This is a genomic window from Stenotrophomonas sp. Steno-C15, from assembly GCF_056393265.1.
Window position 1 is genome coordinate 62,027 of the sequence record NZ_JBWJPF010000001.1, and the last position, 13,632, is coordinate 75,658.

Below are 13,632 nucleotides of genomic sequence, written 5' to 3' on the forward strand. Positions count from 1 at the left end.
GCGGGTAGGCGGCTCAGCTGACGCGGAGCACGTAGTCGATCGGGGCCGTGCCCAGGCCCTTGAGGTTCAGGTACAGGCCATCGGAACCGACGGTCACGCTTTCCACCGGTGCCTGCACATAGGTGGACAGCTTGGTGCTCTTGCCAGCGGTATCGACATGGTTGGCGACCACGCTGTACTTGCCCGGCTCCATGCGGTTGCCGGCGGCATCCTTGCCATCCCACTGGAATGCGGTTTCGCCCGCGGCCTTGGCCTCGACGCTGATCGAGGTGACCTTGGCGCCGTTGGCATCGGTGATGTCCACGGTGATGATGCCGGCGCCGGGCGCGGCCACCGTGCCCTCGACGCTGCCTTCGTTCTCCAGCACCAGCTTCTCGGACGGCACCAGCACCTGGTGTCCCACCAGCGCGGCGCCACGCAGCACCTGGTCGCTGGCCATCGACTGCTGGAAGCCCTGCACCGTGGTGTTCAGATCGGTGATGCCCTGCACGGTCGACATCTGCGCCATCTGCGCGACCATCTGCGTGTTGTCCATGGGCTTGAGCGGGTCCTGATGCTGCAGCTGCTCGGTCATCAGGCGCAGGAAGTCAGCCTGGTCCAGAGTGTTCTTCTTCTTGGTGGCGTTGCTGTTGGGAGCATTCAGGCCCAGTGCGGAGTAGACGTCCTGGCTGGTCTGGTTGTTGATGGCAGTGGTCATGGCGGTATCCGGTACTGCGGGCCTCAGCGGCCCATGGTCAGGGTGGCCAGGGCCAGTTCCTTGGCGGTGGTCAACATCTCCACGCCGGCCTGGTAGTTGCGCGAGGTCGAGATCAGATTGACCATCTGCGCGACTGGATCGACGTCGGGTTGGTAGATGTAACCGTCGGCGTCGGCGAGTGGGTGGCCGGGCTCGTAGCGCTTGATCGGCGCCGCCTCGCTGCGGGTGATTTCCTTCACCTGCACCGAGGTGATGTTCGGGTCGTCCTTGCTCGTGACCGCCTGGAAGATCGGCTCCAGCGGCTTGTAGACGGCCTCGGCCGAGCCGGCAACGGTGTCGGCGTTGGACAGGTTGGAGGCGATGGTGCTCATGCGCACCGACTGCGCCTGCAGCGCGGAGCCGGCGATGTCGAAGATCGGCAGGTTGCTCATGGCTTATTGCCCCGTGATCGCGGTCAGCATGGAACGGACCTTGCTCTCGACGAAGCTGAGCGATGCGCGGTACTCCAGCGCGGCGCGACCGTAGGCGGCGCGCTCTGCATCCGGATCGACGGTATTGCCGTCAAGGCTGGGCTGGACACCCTCGCGCGCGATCTGGAACGGATTCAGGCCGTTGTTGATCGCATAGTGCTGCTCGTGGGTGGTGGCCATCAGGCCGTTGCCATCCTGTCCCTGTGCGCTGCGCAGGGCGGCGTCGAAGTCCAGGTCCTGGGCCTTGTAGCCGGGGGTATCGGCATTGCCGAGATTGCTGGCGATCAGCTTCATCCGCTGTTCGCGCAACGGCATGGCCTGGGCATGTACGCCCAGGTAGTCGGTAATCAGGTTGCGCACGATGCACTCCCACGGGAACGTTGCCCGGGAAGCTGCAAGCGGTGTGCCAAAAGGTCGTGGGCGGGGCGGGGCGCCGCTACGCTCGCCGGGCACGGCCCGGCGCTACCCAAGGGGCGGCCAACATCCGGTAGCGCCGGGCCATGCCCGGCGGGGAACCCCGGCGGCCTCAGGCCGCCATCGCCACCTTGCGCAGGCGGTCCAGCACGAAATCGGCCAGCTCGTGCGGGGAATACTTGGCGACGAAGGCATTGGCGCCCACGCGCTCGACCATCGCGTTGTTGAATACGCCCGACAGCGAGGTATGCAGCAGCACGTACAGCCCCGCCAGCCCCGGATGGCGCCGGATTTCCGTCGTCAGCGTGTAGCCGTCCATCGCCGGCATCTCGATATCGGAGATGACCATGGCGTAGCGGTCGGCGGGATTCTCGCCCGAGGCGTGGATCTGCAGCAGGTGGTCCAGCGCCTGCCGGCCATCGGAGAGCAGGGTGGCGCCGACCCCCAGCTGGTCCAGTACGCTGCGGATCTGCTGGCGTGCCACCCGCGAGTCGTCCACCACCAGCACCTGCAGCTGCGGGCCGTCGGCGGGCATGGCCATCTGTGGATCGAGCACGGCCTCGCCCCGGATCTGCGCGATGTCGGCCAGCACGCTTTCCACGTCGATCACCTGGATCAGCTCGCCCTGGAAGCGGGTGACCGCCGTCAGATAGCTCGATTCAGCGCCCAGTTCCGGTGGCGGATGGATGTCCTCCACCGCGATGTTGACGATGCGCTCCACGCCGCTGACCAGGAAGCCCTGGATCGAGCGGTTGAATTCAGTGACGACAAGGTAGCCGGGCGAGGTATCGGCATCCGGCTCGCGCTCGGGATGGCCGATCGCCAGGCCCAGGTCCAGGACCGGCACCGAGCGTCCGCGCACATCGGCCACGCCGGCGAACTGCCCGGGCAGGCCGGGCACCTGGAACAGCTCCGGGCGCCGCAGCACTTCCTGCACCTTGAATACATTGACGCCAAAAAGCTGACGTCCGCCGAGGCGGAACAGCAGCAGCGCCAGTCGGTTGTGGCCGGCCAGGCGGGTCCGCTGGTCGATCCGGTTGAGCAGGTCATGGGACATGGCTGCTGTATCGGCGTGCAGCGGCGGGAACTTGAGGGTCCGATCCAGCGGCGCCGAGTGTGGTGCCGCGCGTCGCACTGGCACGCCGCTTGCACGCGTCCGGGCCAGGTCCCATCGACAGGAGGCGCCATGCGCCCGATCTCCTCCATCCTGGCAGTCGCACTGGCCGTTGCCTCGCCCTGGGCAGTGGCCGCCGACTGGCAGCCGGTGGCCAGCATCCGTGCGGCGGCGTTGTCGAGCCTGCCCGCCGGCAGCGAAGGCGAGGCCCAGGTGGCTGACGCGCTGCGTCTTCCCCGGTGCGGGGGAGCGCTGCAGGTGCAGCCGACAGCGAACACCACGGTCGAGGTCAGCTGCCCCGATGCGGGCGGCTGGCGCCTGTTCGTACCGGTGAAGGTGCGGCGCAACCAGACGGTGCTGGTGCTTGCACGCGGCATCGCTGCTGGAGAAACGCTGACGGCTGCCGATATCAGTACCGCCCAGCGCGATGCTGCACGCATTGCCGGGGCCGTGCTGGCCGATCCCAATGCAGCGATCGGCCGCATCGCCCGGCGTCCGCTGCAGGCTGGAACGCTGCTGTCGAGCAACGACCTGGTCACCCAGCGTCTCATCAAGCGCGGAGACAATGTGGCGCTGGTGTCGCGGCGCGGCTCGGTCGAGGTGCGCATCGCGGGCCGGGCGATGGGCGATGCCGGCGAGAACGAACGCATCTCGGTGGAGAACCTGTCCTCGCGGCGCATCGTGCAGGGCACGGTGGATGCCCGTGGTGACGTAATCGTGGCGCGTTGAATTCCCGCAAGATTTCCCTAAAGATCACGGCCCTGCGGCCGTAATCCCTTGTGAACGGCAACTCCAGGACACCCCATGAGCCAGAAAATCGACGGCAACCTGCAGGTCCCCCAGGCACTGCGCAGCGTGACGAACCCGGCCAGCAAGCCCGGCGTCAGCAGCGACTCGCCGGCGCGTCCGGTGGACGCGGCCGACAGCCTGCGCCTGACCGGCGAGGCCACCAATCTGCAGGCCATCGAACGCGAACTGACCACGGCGCCGGCGATCGACGCCCAGCGCGTGGCCGCCGTGCGCGAATCGCTGCAGAACGGCACCTATACGATCAATCCGGACGCGATCGCTTCGCGCATGCTTGAGCTGGACCAGCAGCTGCACGGATGACCGCGGCGATGAGCGAGCCGTTGCAGCGCCTGGCGCTGGCCCTGGACGTCGAACGCCAGGCCCTGGTCGAGCATGACGTGCACGCATTGATCCGCGCCACCGGCGCCAAGCTGGAGGCGCTGCGTGCGCTGGAAGGCGCACCGCCGGTGGGCGAGGGCGAACAACTGCAGGAGCTGGCCGAGCGCAATCGCGCCAACGGCGTGCTGCTGTCGCGCAGGCGCCGCGAAGTGAACTGGGCGCTGCGCCAGCTGGGCCGCAGCGAAGAGGCCTCGGCCTACGATGCCAAGGGGCAGGCCCACGCAGTCACCGCTGGCCGTCCTCTGGCGGTGGCCTGACGCAATTTCGCGCGGACCTCCCGGCTCGCAGGCTGTCGCCTGCGGCACGACCGCGTATATTGGGCGCCTGTTCGAATGCCCCTGAGCTGCCGTGTCCGCTGCCAACGTCCTGGTTACCGCCCCCCTTCCACCACAGCCGGTGCTGCAGGCGTTGCTTGAACGCCTGCGCGAGGGCCTGCTGCTGTTCACCGAAGACGGTCAGGTCGCCTTGGCCAATCCGGCCGCGCAGAACCTGCTGGCCAGCGACGAAGGCCTGCTGCCGGCGCCACAGCGCCTGCGTCAGCTGCTGCCGCCGGACGCGCTGGAGCACGCCCGCCAGAACGGTCACTGGAACGGCAGCCTGCCGCTGGGCGAGGGCGTGGTGATCGCGCATCTGTACCATCACGGTCCGCCCGGGCAGGGCCACTACCTGGCACTGTTCCGCCACATCGAGGGCCAGGAAGACTACGAGCGCGAGCTGCAGCAGCGCCATGCCGAACTGCGCCAGGCCTACCTTCGATTGAACGGCACGCAGGAAAAGCTGCTGCAGTCGGAGAAGATGGCGTCCATCGGCCAGCTTGCCGCCGGCGTCGCGCACGAGATCAACAACCCGATCGGCTACGTGCACTCCAATCTCGGCAGCCTGCAGGAGTACCTGCGCAGCCTGTTCACCGTGATCGAGGCCTACGAGCGCGCCCTGCGTGCGCCCGACCCGAAGGCGCTCATCCCGGAGATCGACGACATCCGTGACCGGCTGGACATCGACTTCATCAGCCGCGATCTGCCACAGCTGATGGCAGAGTCACGCGAAGGCATCGAGCGGGTGACACGCATCGTGCGCGACCTCAAGGACTTCTCGTACTCCGGCCGCGATGAGTCGTGGAAGCTGGTTGACCTGCACGCCGGCCTCGAGTCCACCATCAACATCATCTGGAACGAGCTCAAGTACAAGGTCACCCTGGTGCGTGAGTTCGGCCAGCTGCCGCTGGTCGAGTGCCTGCCGTCCGAACTCAACCAGGTCTACATGAACCTGCTGCTCAACGCCGGCCATGCCATCGCCGAGCGTGGCACCATCACCGTGCGTACCGGCGTGGATGGCGACCATGTCTGGGTCGAGTTCGAGGATACCGGTGGCGGCATCTCGCCCGAACTGCGCCAGCGCATCTTCGACCCGTTCTTCACCACCAAGCCGGTGGGCAGCGGAACCGGCCTGGGCCTGTCGATCTCCTACAGCATCATCAACAAGCACCACGGTCGCATCGATCTGGACAGCACCCCCGGCGTCGGCTCGCGCTTCCGCGTGGTGTTGCCGGTGAAGCAGCCGCGCTGAGCCGCCGCACGGCACAGGTGCACGGTAGCGCCGGGCCATGCCCGGCGGCCTCCATCATCGCAACGGCGGGCGATCCTCGCCACCGTCACCTGCGTCCATCGCCACCGGGCCGGCGTTGCTGCGGCGCTGTTCCTCGTAGGTACGGAAGGCCTGGTGGATGTGCTTGCGCAACTCGTCGTCGTTCCATGGCTTGGTCAGGAAGCGGTAGATCGCGCCGCGGTTGATCGCGTCGGTCACCGTGTTCAGATCGGTGTAGCCGGACAGCACGAGGCGGATGGTGTCGGGGTACAGCATTTTCACCCGGCCCAGGAACTCGGTGCCGCTCATGTCGCTCATGCGCTGGTCGGACAGGATCACCTGCACATCGTTGATCGCCAGCAGATCGAAGGCGTCGCGCACGTTGCCGGCGGCGAGGATGCGGTAGCCGTCGCGACGGAACAGCCGCACCAGCGAGCGCAGCACGTTCTCTTCATCGTCCAGCAGCAGCAGGGTGCGGTCCGGGCGGGTCTCGGCGAATGCTTCCGGTCGCAGGTAGCGCCGGCGCAGGGTCATGCCCGCGGCATCGGCCGACATCGGTTCGCCGAACAGATAGCCCTGGAACACATCGCAGTCGTTGCGGCGCAGGAAGCCCAGCTGTGCCTGCGATTCCACACCGTTGGCGATCACCGTCATGCCCAGCTGGTGGCCCATGGCGATGATCGCACGGGCGATGGCGGCCTCGCGGTTGCCGGCGGGCGCGCTCTTGATGAAGCTGCGGTCGATCTTCAGCTTGTCCACCGGATAGCGCACCAGCGCGCTCAGACTGGAGTCGCCGGTGCCGAAGTTGTCCAGGCTCAGGCTGATGCCTTCGTTGCGCAGGTTGGCCAGGGTCTCGTGCACGAAATTGACGTTGTTGGTCAGTGCGCTTTCGTTGATCTCCAGCGTCAGCATCTGCGCCGGCACGCCCGCTGCCTGCAGCAGCGACATCACTTCGGCGAAGAAATTCGGTCGCAGCAGCTGCAGGGTGGAGACATTCACCGCAATGGTGAAGTCGTCGAAACCCTGGTCGCGCCACAGCCGGGCCTGCTTGAGCGCACCCTCCAGCACCCAGGTGCCGATCTGCACGATGATGCCGAGCCGCTCGGCCGTTCGCATGAAACGCTCCGGTACCAGCATCCCCAGCGTCGGCGACTGCCAGCGCAGCAGGGCTTCCATGCCCACCACATGGCCATCGCGTGCGCTGACCAGGGGCTGGTAGCGCAGCTTCAGCTCGGCATTGGGGATGGCATCGACGATCTGGCGCGCGATGATGCTCTCGCTGTGCGCGCTGGGCGGTGTGTCCACGGCATGGATGCGCACCGCGTTGCCACCCTCGCGGGCGGCCTGGTACAGCGCATCTTCAGCATGATCGAGCAGGCGCGAGGTGCTGCTGGCATGCTCCGGGCACAGGCTGACGCCCAGCTTGCCGGTCATGAACAGGGTGTAGGGCAGCACCGACAGCGGCAGTTCCATCTGCTGGCGGATCTCTTCGGCGAAGTCCTCCGGCAGCGGCAGGTCGGCGTCGCGCGGCACGGCGATCAGGAACTCGTCGCTGCCATGGCGCCACAGCTTGCCGCGCCCGCGCAGGTAGGACTGCAGGCGTTGCGCCACCAGTACCAGCGCCTGGTCACCCACTTCCGCGCTCATGTTCTCGTTGACCGACGCGAAGTGGTCGATGTCCACATGCATCAGCATCAGCGGCGTGCCACCCGAAGCGGCTTCGGCCACCATCGCCTGCAGCTCGGGATTGCCGGCGCCAAGGCGGTCAGGGGCATCGTCGATGCTGACCAGTGGCAGATTGGGATTCCACATAGGCTCAGTAATCCGGTGTTTCGACGGCAGCCGCGCAGGCTGCCTGGTAGGGAAGATGGACATCGACCAGGGTGCCGGCGCCGTGCGCCGACTCGATGCGCACGTGGCCGCCCACGCTCTGCGCACGTTCGCGCATGACGATCAGGCCCAGGCCGCGCGGGCCGTCAGGGTCGAAACCCTCGCCGTCGTCGCGGATCTGCAGGTGCAGCCCGCGCTGGCCGACATCGCGCAGCTGCAGCTGCACCTGGCTGGCGCGGGCGTGGCGCAGTACGTTGGTCAGGCTTTCCTGGGCGATGCGGAAGCAGGCCTGCTCGATGCTGTTGTCGGGCCGATGCGGCAGGGGCTCGATTTCGGCCAGCAGTTCCACCGGTGAGGAGCGGAACAGTACCCGTGCCTGCCAGCTCAGTGCCGCCTCCAGGCCCAGCGCATCCAGCTGTGGAGGCCGCAGCAGGGTGGAGATGTCACGCAGCTTGGCCACCGTGGTGTCGGCCAGGCTGACGATCTGTGCCAGATCCTCGCTGCGGCGCTTCGGATCGTCTTCGTCCTGCGCGGCATAGGCGGAGAGCTTGATGGCGGTGATGGCCTGCCCGATGTCATCGTGCAGGTCGCGCGAGATCGCGCGGCGCTCGTCCTCCTGCAGTGAGAACAACCGGCCGGCCATGGCCTGCAGTTCGCGGTTGCTGGTCTCCAGCGCACTGCGGGTGCGCTCGGAATCGCTCAGGTCACGCACGATCAGCAGCTTGCAGTCGCGACCGCCGTAGCGGACTTCGCCCACGGCCAGGCCGGCGTGGAAGCTGCGGCCATCGGCACGCTGCATCGCCACCACGCTGCTGTGGCCGGGGCCGTGCTGGGGCTGGCCGGCCCGGAGCTGCACGCGTACCCGCGCCAGATCGCTGTCGGCGACCAGAGCCGCCAGCGGCTCGCCGAGCAGGGCATGGCCGCCATAGCCGAACAGACTCGCGGCCCAGGCGTTGGCGTACAGCACGTGCTCCTCGAAGAGGATGACCACGCCGTCCGGCAGTACACGCACCAGTTCGCGGAACTGTTCCTCACGTTCGCGCAGCAGCCGCCGCGACTGCTCGCGCTCGGTCACATCCTGCAGCGTGCCGAGCACGCGGTCGCGGCCGGCCTCGTCAACGCCGCTGGCCGCGCGCAGGTGCACCATCAACGCGCGGCCATCCATCGACAGCAGCGGCAGCAGCACGTCCACCTGCACCGGTTCGCCGGAACACAGTTCGGCCAGCAGCTGGTCCGCCTGCGCGGCAGTGGCCGGATCGGCCGCCACCAGCAGTTCGTCGAAGCGATGCCAGCGGCGCGCTTCCGGCGGGCGCCGGCCGAGCAGGCGGTAGACCTGGCTGGAGTACCGGCCCAGCCCGCTGGAGGGGTCCAGTTCCCAGGCGCCGATCTTCGCCAGCTCATGCGCTTCCTCCACCCGTGCCAGTGCCTGGTCCCGGCGCAGCTGTGCAAGGTCCTCGGCGGTGCGATCGATGGCAATCAGCAGGCGTGCGTTGTGGCCGTCGTAACCGATTGCGTTCGAGCGCAGCTCCATCTGCCGCAGGCTGCCATCGCGCAGCTGCAGCTGCGCCCGCAGGATGCACAGCTGCTCGGGCGCCTCCCGGATGGCTTCGAGCTTGATCTGCAGCGCCTGGTCCTGGCCGGGCGGCCAGAGCACGTCGATGGTGCGCTCAAGCAGTTCCTCGCGCTCCCAGCCGAAGGCGCTGCAGGCCGCAGGATTGGCATCGAGAATGGCCAGGCTGTCCAGATCGTAGACCAGGATCGGCCCGGGATTGCCCTCGAACATCTGCCGCAGGCGCAGCTCGGAGGCCTGCAGGCGGGCATGGGTGAGCAGCACGTGCTCGGCCAGCGGCCGCAGCAGCAGGTACAGCAGCCCGGCGCTGGCCAGGGCGAAGAACGACCCTTTCAGGCTCTGCCACAGTGATGCCTGGTACGGATCGGGTACCAGCAGCTGCACGGCGCTGTCGGTGGCGATCATCCAGGCCAGGGCCATCGCCAGGTAACTCAGCACGATCCGCCGACGATCGCGGCCCAGCGATTGGGCCATCCGCGGGTCGGGAACAGGGGCGGTGCCGGTCGGTTCTGCGGGCATGGACAGGGCAGCAGGTAGGGGCGCCGGCCATCTTACCGCGCAGGTGCCCCGTAGCCACTCAATTATCCGCCGCAGGCGCCGTTAACCACTGCGTGCCCCGCTGTCGGGCGTTTCATCCGGAGCAAGATCGCGTGGACCAAGGGATCATCGCCAGCCTGCTGCAGCATCCGCTCGCGTCGGCGCTGGTCATCGTCGACCGCACTGGCCGTCCGCTGGCAGCCAATCCGGCCGCGCGCGAGCATGGCCTGCCGGCGACGGTCGCGGCCTACGCGCCGATGCTGGAGGACCTGCGTCTGCTGGCCGCCGACGGTGGCATTGTTGCGTGCAGCCTGCCGGGAGGGCCGCGCGGGCATTACGACGGCCACCTGCGCGCCGTGCATGACGGCGCCGGCAATCTGCTGGCCTTCACCCTGAGCGTGCCGGAACCGGTGCCGCTGGCGGGTGGCGGACGCTGGGAACTGGCGCTGGACAGCGCTGGCCACAGCCTGTGGGACTGGGATATTCCCAGCGATCGCGTCACCCGCACCCCTGGCCTGGGCGAAGAGACCGCCAGCGGAATGCTGGCGCGCGTGCACGGCGAGGACATCGGCCACGTGCGCGCCGCGCTGGATCAGCACCTGCGTGGAACCAGCGACCAGTACAGCGCACAGTTCCGCTTCCGCCAGCCCGACGGGCAGTGGCGCTGGGTGCTTGATCGTGGCCGCGTGGTCGCGCGCACTGCCGACGGCCAGCCGCTGCGGATGGTCGGCACCCACACCGACATCGAACAGCAGAAGCAGCTGGAGGCGTTGCTGCACGAACAGCAGGTGCACCTGAGCGAGGCGCAGCGCATCGCCAGCATGGGCAGCTGGTCGTTCGATCCAGGCACGGGCTCCTTCTGGTGGTCGCCCGAACTGCGTTCGCTGCTCGCACTTGAGCCCGGCAACGTGCCCGGCCAGCGACGCTGGCTCAAGCAGCTGCATCCGCGTTCACGTGGAGCGCTGCGGGCAGCCTGGCGCCGCTTGTGGCGCGATGGCCGCTCCGCCAGCCTCGAACTGGAGCTGGCCCGCGGCAGCGGCGAACCATCGCTGCATCTGCGGCTGTGGATGCAGCCGCTGCTGGACGGCGAGGGCCAGCCCAAGCGGCTGCTGGGCCAGGTGCAGAACATCACCGAACAGCACCAGACCGATGCGCTGATCCGCTGGCGTACCGAGCTGCTCAACCGCGTTTCGGCCCTGGGCCGCATCGGCGGGTGCGAGATCGAGGTGCAGACCCGGCACATGCAATGGACCGAAGAGTGCTATCGCATCCACGGACTGCGCAAGGAGCCGATCACCCTGGACCAGGCGTTGGCGCTGTACACCGAGGACTCGCGCAGTGCGTTCGAGGCGGCGCTGGGCCGGATTGCCGGTGGCGGACTGCCCGAGCAGCTGGATCTCTGCTTCTATCGTCAATCGGGCCTGCGCGTATGGGTGCAGGTGCTGATCGAGCTGGATCGGCGCGATGGCCTGCCGCCACGTTTCGTGGTGCTGTTCCGTGACATCACGCGAGAGCGCGAGGCCAATGAGCGAATCGAGCTGCTGGCCCATTACGACCTGCTGACCGGCCTGCCGAACCGGGTGCTGCTGGGCGAGCAGACGGCTGAAGCAATCGAGGAAGCGCGTGATCGCGGCACCTCGCTGGCGATGCTGTTCATCGACCTGGATGGCTTCAAGACCATCAACGACAGCTTCGGCCATGCCACCGGTGATGCGCTGCTGAAGGCGGCGGCCACCCGACTGCACCAGAACCTGCGCAACAACGATCTGTTCGGCCGCTTCAGCGGTGACGAATTCATCGTGGTGCTGCGCGACCTGGCCGAACCGGAAGACGCTGGCCACGTGGCGCGCAAGCTGATCGGCTCGCTGGCCGAGCCGCTGCGCCGCGGCGATACCACGCTGAAGGTGGGGGCCAGCGTGGGCATCGCCATGCTGGGCGATACCCAGACCGATTTCGATTCACTGCTGCGCGCCGCCGATGCCGCGATGTATGCGGCCAAGGAAGCCGGTCGCAACACCTACCAGTACTACAGCCAGGATGCACTGGCCCGCATCCAGCGCCGGCTTGAGCTGGAGCATGCACTCCATGGCGCGATCGAGCGCGAGGAGTTCAGCCTGGCCTATCAGCCGCTGCTGCACGCCCACCTTGGCGAGCCGCCGGCCATCGAAGCACTGCTGCGCTGGCATCGACCCGGCATCGGCTACTGCAGTCCGGCCGAGTTCATTCCCATCGCCGAGAAGTGCGGTGAAATCGTGCGCATCGGCGACTGGGTACTGAACGAAGCCTGCCGCCAGGCCACTGCCTGGGACAGAGCCGGTCTGCACTTCGACCGCATCGCGGTGAACGTCTCGGCCGTGCAGCTGCGTGATCGCGGCTTCGCCGAGCGGGTGATCGAGATCTGCCATGCCCATGGCTGGCCGCCACAGCGCTTGGAACTTGAGCTGACCGAGTCGGCGCTGATCCGTGACACCGACATCCTGCGTCATTGCTTCGACGTGCTGGAACGGCATGGTGTGCCGCTGGCGGTGGACGATTTCGGAACAGGATTCTCCAACCTCAACTACCTCAACCGGTTCCCGGTGGGCCGCCTGAAGATCGACCGCAGCTTCGTGCAGGGCATGCTGCACGACTCGGGTACGGCCGAGGTGACCCAGGCCATCGTGCACCTGGGCCACGCGCTGGGCATGAAGGTCGTGGCCGAAGGTGTGGAAACGCACCAGGAAGAAGACATGCTGCGCCGCCAGGGCTGCGACGAGATCCAGGGCTACCTGTACTCGCGGCCGCTGAGCCCGCGCGACCTGGCGCAGTGGCTGCGCCAGCAGCATCAGTCACCGTCGCGCACGGACGCCGGCAACGAAGCGCTGCTGGTGCGTTGACGACCTGCGCTGTCCGGCACGTGCTCTGGTAGGTGCCGACCTTGGTCGGCATGCACGCAGGTACATCCCTCCAAGTGTCAGCAGTCAGCGACGCTGCGCAAGCTCTGCGAGCACATCCAGCACCTTGCGTTTCACCAGGCGGTCTATCCGCCAGCCGTGCTCTGGCACGGGCTCCGTCGAGGTGTAGATCTCTCCGTCGCCCAGCGGCCCCAACATCTCACGGACTCGCCAGAACATTGGCTCCTCGTCCTCGGTCAGGACATCCAGCTCAGGATCATCCAATGTCAGCAGGAAGTCGTGCAGGCTCCTGTTGCGGACGGCGTTGCTTGCTGGGAGAGTCAGCGCTGCAGGCGCGCATAGGTAGCCTTCGTGTGGTTCAAGCGTGAGGTCGACGCCAGTCTTCTCGCCACAGATCAGCATCTGGCCGAATGGCGAGATCGCATATACATGAAGGTTGTCCTTGTCCCGCGGCGGACTGCCTGCCAGAGGGGCAGCCAGGACGGTTTCGTATTGGGCAGGATCGACCATAGTCAGTCGATCATCGTGATAGCGCGCCAGGCCGTCGCGCTGCCACAGTGCAAGTAATGCATCCGGGAGCCTGCCCTTCCAGAGGGCCAGGGCGGTGTCAGTGACAGGTGTACCTGGAGTGCTGGCGCAGAGCTGATCCAGAATGCTCTTCACGAAGGGATCGGATGTATCGGAATCCGAGACTGCCGAGCAACTCTCCAGCTGGTCCCTGGCTTCCGAATCTCCAGGCAGCAGGTCGAGAAACGTCAGCATGATCTCGGCTCTTGCAAGCTCCCGGCTCCAGTCCTGAGCTGAAATGACGACCGCCCTGTCTCCGCAGACGAGCAGCAATGTGCCCGCTGGAAGGCTCTGCCATGGCTCGTCCAGTACCAGATAGCGCTCGGGTGTCTCGTCGCCATCATCGTCCAGGACGATGACCTTGGGACCCTCCTGCAGGCAGCCCGCGGAGACCTCGACCGTTGCGTCGATCACCCCCGCGTCAGGGTCGTATGCGTCGATTGGAGCAGAATAAGGGTGCTGGAACGCTCCGAATGTCTGCAGCGCCTGCTGAAGCGTCGCGAGGGAATCGGGATCCAGGGTCAACGGGTCGGGGGCAACCGGAAGCTGCAAGGCAAGCGAAAGGCAGAGGGCGGCGCTGGTCATCGGGCTGGGCTGATCTGAACCGAAATCGGTCCGGCACGATGAAGGGTGCGTTGATCGCATTCCATGCAAGAAATCCGAAACTCATGCATCCCCGGAACCATCCATGCGTGGTGGGGAACTGTCATCGTACGCAATCGTCAGCTGCATCCGCAGCGCCTGTACGGGGCCGCTCCAGCTCCGCT

At 67.0% G+C, this 13,632-nt stretch carries 12 protein-coding genes; 5 read left to right on the forward strand and 7 right to left on the reverse strand.

Annotated elements, in window-relative coordinates:
* Positions 1-13: 13 nt before the first annotated feature.
* The 4 genes from AC06FB_RS00290 to AC06FB_RS00305 form a co-directional block, all read right to left on the reverse strand.
* The gene (locus AC06FB_RS00290; protein WP_111187005.1) at positions 14-697 is read right to left on the reverse strand and encodes a flagellar hook assembly protein FlgD; all 684 of its coding nucleotides are present in this window, start codon (positions 695-697) and stop codon (positions 14-16) included.
* A gap of 23 nt (positions 698-720) precedes the next feature.
* Positions 721-1,128 carry a flagellar basal body rod protein FlgC gene (gene flgC, locus AC06FB_RS00295; RefSeq protein ID WP_053517916.1) on the reverse strand — a complete coding sequence of 136 codons (408 nt, stop codon included), beginning with the start codon at positions 1,126-1,128 and terminating at the stop codon, positions 721-723.
* Positions 1,129-1,131: 3 nt separating this feature from the next.
* Positions 1,132-1,527, reverse strand: a complete 396-nt coding sequence (gene flgB, locus AC06FB_RS00300; RefSeq protein WP_053517917.1) for a flagellar basal body rod protein FlgB — start codon at positions 1,525-1,527, stop codon at positions 1,132-1,134.
* Between the two features lie 166 nt (positions 1,528-1,693).
* Positions 1,694-2,638, reverse strand: a complete 945-nt coding sequence (locus AC06FB_RS00305) for a chemotaxis protein (protein ID WP_053517918.1) — start codon at positions 2,636-2,638, stop codon at positions 1,694-1,696.
* 129 nt (positions 2,639-2,767) lie between these two features.
* Between AC06FB_RS00305 and flgA the strand changes: the two genes are divergently transcribed.
* The 4 genes from flgA to AC06FB_RS00325 all read left to right on the forward strand — a co-directional run bounded on the left by flgA (position 2,768) and on the right by AC06FB_RS00325 (position 5,449).
* On the forward strand, positions 2,768-3,424 hold the full coding sequence (gene flgA / locus AC06FB_RS00310) for a flagellar basal body P-ring formation chaperone FlgA (RefSeq protein WP_111187003.1): 657 nt from the start codon (positions 2,768-2,770) through the stop codon (positions 3,422-3,424).
* Between the two features lie 75 nt (positions 3,425-3,499).
* Positions 3,500-3,805, forward strand: coding sequence for a flagellar biosynthesis anti-sigma factor FlgM (flgM, locus tag AC06FB_RS00315; RefSeq protein ID WP_368866194.1), 306 nt, complete (start codon positions 3,500-3,502; stop codon positions 3,803-3,805).
* Positions 3,802-4,140: a flagella protein gene (locus tag AC06FB_RS00320; RefSeq protein ID WP_053517922.1), complete on the forward strand. Its 339-nt coding sequence runs from the start codon at positions 3,802-3,804 to the stop codon at positions 4,138-4,140. Before flgM ends, AC06FB_RS00320 begins: the two co-directional genes overlap by 4 nt.
* Before the next feature lie 91 nt (positions 4,141-4,231).
* Positions 4,232-5,449: an ATP-binding protein gene (locus AC06FB_RS00325; protein WP_065182185.1), complete on the forward strand. Its 1,218-nt coding sequence runs from the start codon at positions 4,232-4,234 to the stop codon at positions 5,447-5,449.
* Positions 5,450-5,503: 54 nt separating this feature from the next.
* Here the strand turns inward: AC06FB_RS00325 and AC06FB_RS00330 are convergent, their stop codons facing one another.
* On the reverse strand, positions 5,504-7,279 hold the full coding sequence (locus AC06FB_RS00330; RefSeq protein ID WP_053517925.1) for an EAL domain-containing protein: 1,776 nt from the start codon (positions 7,277-7,279) through the stop codon (positions 5,504-5,506).
* Positions 7,280-7,283: 4 nt separating this feature from the next.
* The gene (locus tag AC06FB_RS00335) at positions 7,284-9,386 is read right to left on the reverse strand and encodes a sensor histidine kinase (protein ID WP_346475202.1); all 2,103 of its coding nucleotides are present in this window, start codon (positions 9,384-9,386) and stop codon (positions 7,284-7,286) included.
* A gap of 131 nt (positions 9,387-9,517) precedes the next feature.
* Between AC06FB_RS00335 and AC06FB_RS00340 the strand changes: the two genes are divergently transcribed.
* A complete protein-coding gene (locus AC06FB_RS00340; RefSeq protein ID WP_053517927.1) occupies positions 9,518-12,280 on the forward strand; it encodes a bifunctional diguanylate cyclase/phosphodiesterase in 2,763 nt (920 codons plus the stop codon).
* Positions 12,281-12,364: 84 nt separating this feature from the next.
* On the opposite strand, the gene AC06FB_RS00345 is transcribed toward AC06FB_RS00340, so the two are convergent.
* Positions 12,365-13,450 (reverse strand): GAD-like domain-containing protein, encoded by a 1,086-nt coding sequence (locus AC06FB_RS00345; protein ID WP_478053231.1) that lies wholly within the window; start codon positions 13,448-13,450, stop codon positions 12,365-12,367.
* Positions 13,451-13,632: the final 182 nt, after the last annotated feature.